1 protein-coding gene and 2 pseudogenes are annotated in these 1,276 nt (G+C 73.4%); all 3 read left to right on the plus strand.

All coding sequences use genetic code 11. The features are described 5' to 3' along the window. Positions 1 to 302, plus strand: a pseudogene (locus AB0D10_RS46365) (hypothetical protein); the annotation flags it as partial. A gap of 201 nt (positions 303 to 503) precedes the next feature. Beyond that, positions 504 to 1,016, plus strand: coding sequence for a SigE family RNA polymerase sigma factor (locus AB0D10_RS46370; protein WP_360269176.1), 513 nt, complete (start codon positions 504 to 506; stop codon positions 1,014 to 1,016). After that, a pseudogene (locus AB0D10_RS46375) lies at positions 1,009 to 1,276 on the plus strand (hypothetical protein); the annotation flags it as partial. The gene AB0D10_RS46370 and the pseudogene AB0D10_RS46375, both read left to right, overlap by 8 nt.

Here is a 1,276-nt window from a genome sequence, read left to right on the forward strand (position 1 = left end):
TGGCAGTCGAACGGGTGACGGACGGGCCGCTGCCGGGGACCGCCGAGGCGCCGGCCGAGCCGGCCCCGGAGGCCGAGGCGGAGGGCGCAGCGCTGGGCACAGCGGAGGGCACAGCGGTGGGCACAGCGGAGGGCTCGCCGTGGGCCGTGGGGGTGGGCGTGGAGGTGCTGGTTGCGGCAGTGGCCATTCCCCCCGCGGTCGCGACGGCTACGGCGGTGGCGGCGATGAACATGATCGGGCGGATACGCATGAATCCGTGTCCTTTCCTGCCGGGCGTCCGGTTGACGCCTGCGCCCCTGTAGGTCTCCCGACACCCGGCAGGTCGCACCCCTCGCACGTGATCCAGGTCATAGGCCGCGGGTGCAACCCTGGGGCGGTACTCGTGCGTACAGGGCGGGAGGCTCCGCCCAGGACGCACGGCTCCACCGCCGCAGCCGAGGAGCGCTTCCTCGCGAGCCGCCTGTGCCGCGAGCTGACGAACAGCCCCGGAGGAGAGGCCCTTGATGACGCCACAGGAGTTCGACGCGTTCTACGCGGCGTCCTTCTCCCGCCTGACCGGGCAGCTCTACGCGCTCACCGGCAACTGGTCCGAAGCACAGGACGTGGTCCAGGAGGCGTTCATCCGCGCGTGGGACCGAAGGCGCACCTTCGACCCGGACAGCGCCCCGGAGGCATGGATCCGGACCACGGCCCGGCGGTTGGCCCTCTCCCGCTGGCGACGTATGGCCCGGGGCCTGCACTTGGCCGGACGCCACCACCGCCCCGAACCGCCCACCGTCGAGCCGCCCACCGAGGAGCACCTGATGCTGGTCACCGCGCTACGCGACCTGCCCGAGGCACAGCGGAACGCCCTGGTCCTGCACCACATGTGCGACCTCTCCGTCGAGCAGGTCGCGGCCGAGACCGGCGCCAGCGTCAGCGCCGTCAAGAGTCGCCTCGCCCGCGGCCGGGCCGCGCTCGCGGCCGGACTCGCCGACCGGACCCCGACCAGCGAGGAAGGAAAGCTCTGTGTCTGACCCCGTCCACGACACCCTCGGCGACAGGCTTCGGCTGCTCCGCACGCAGATGCCCGCGCCGACCCTGCCTGCTGCGGAGATCCGCCGACGCGCCGACCGGCGCCGGCGCCGCCGACAGGCCCTCGGTGCGACCGCGGCCTGTACCGCGGCAGCCCTGTGCGTGGCTCTCCCGTCCGTGCTGCACTCACCGGGACCACAGAACGGAGCAGCCACCACGGACGTCTCCTCCGTGCCGGCTTCCGTTCCGGATTCCCCGCGGC

The organism is Kitasatospora sp. NPDC048545 (genome assembly GCF_040651155.1).
Taxonomy (GTDB): Bacteria; Actinomycetota; Actinomycetes; order Streptomycetales; family Streptomycetaceae; genus Kitasatospora.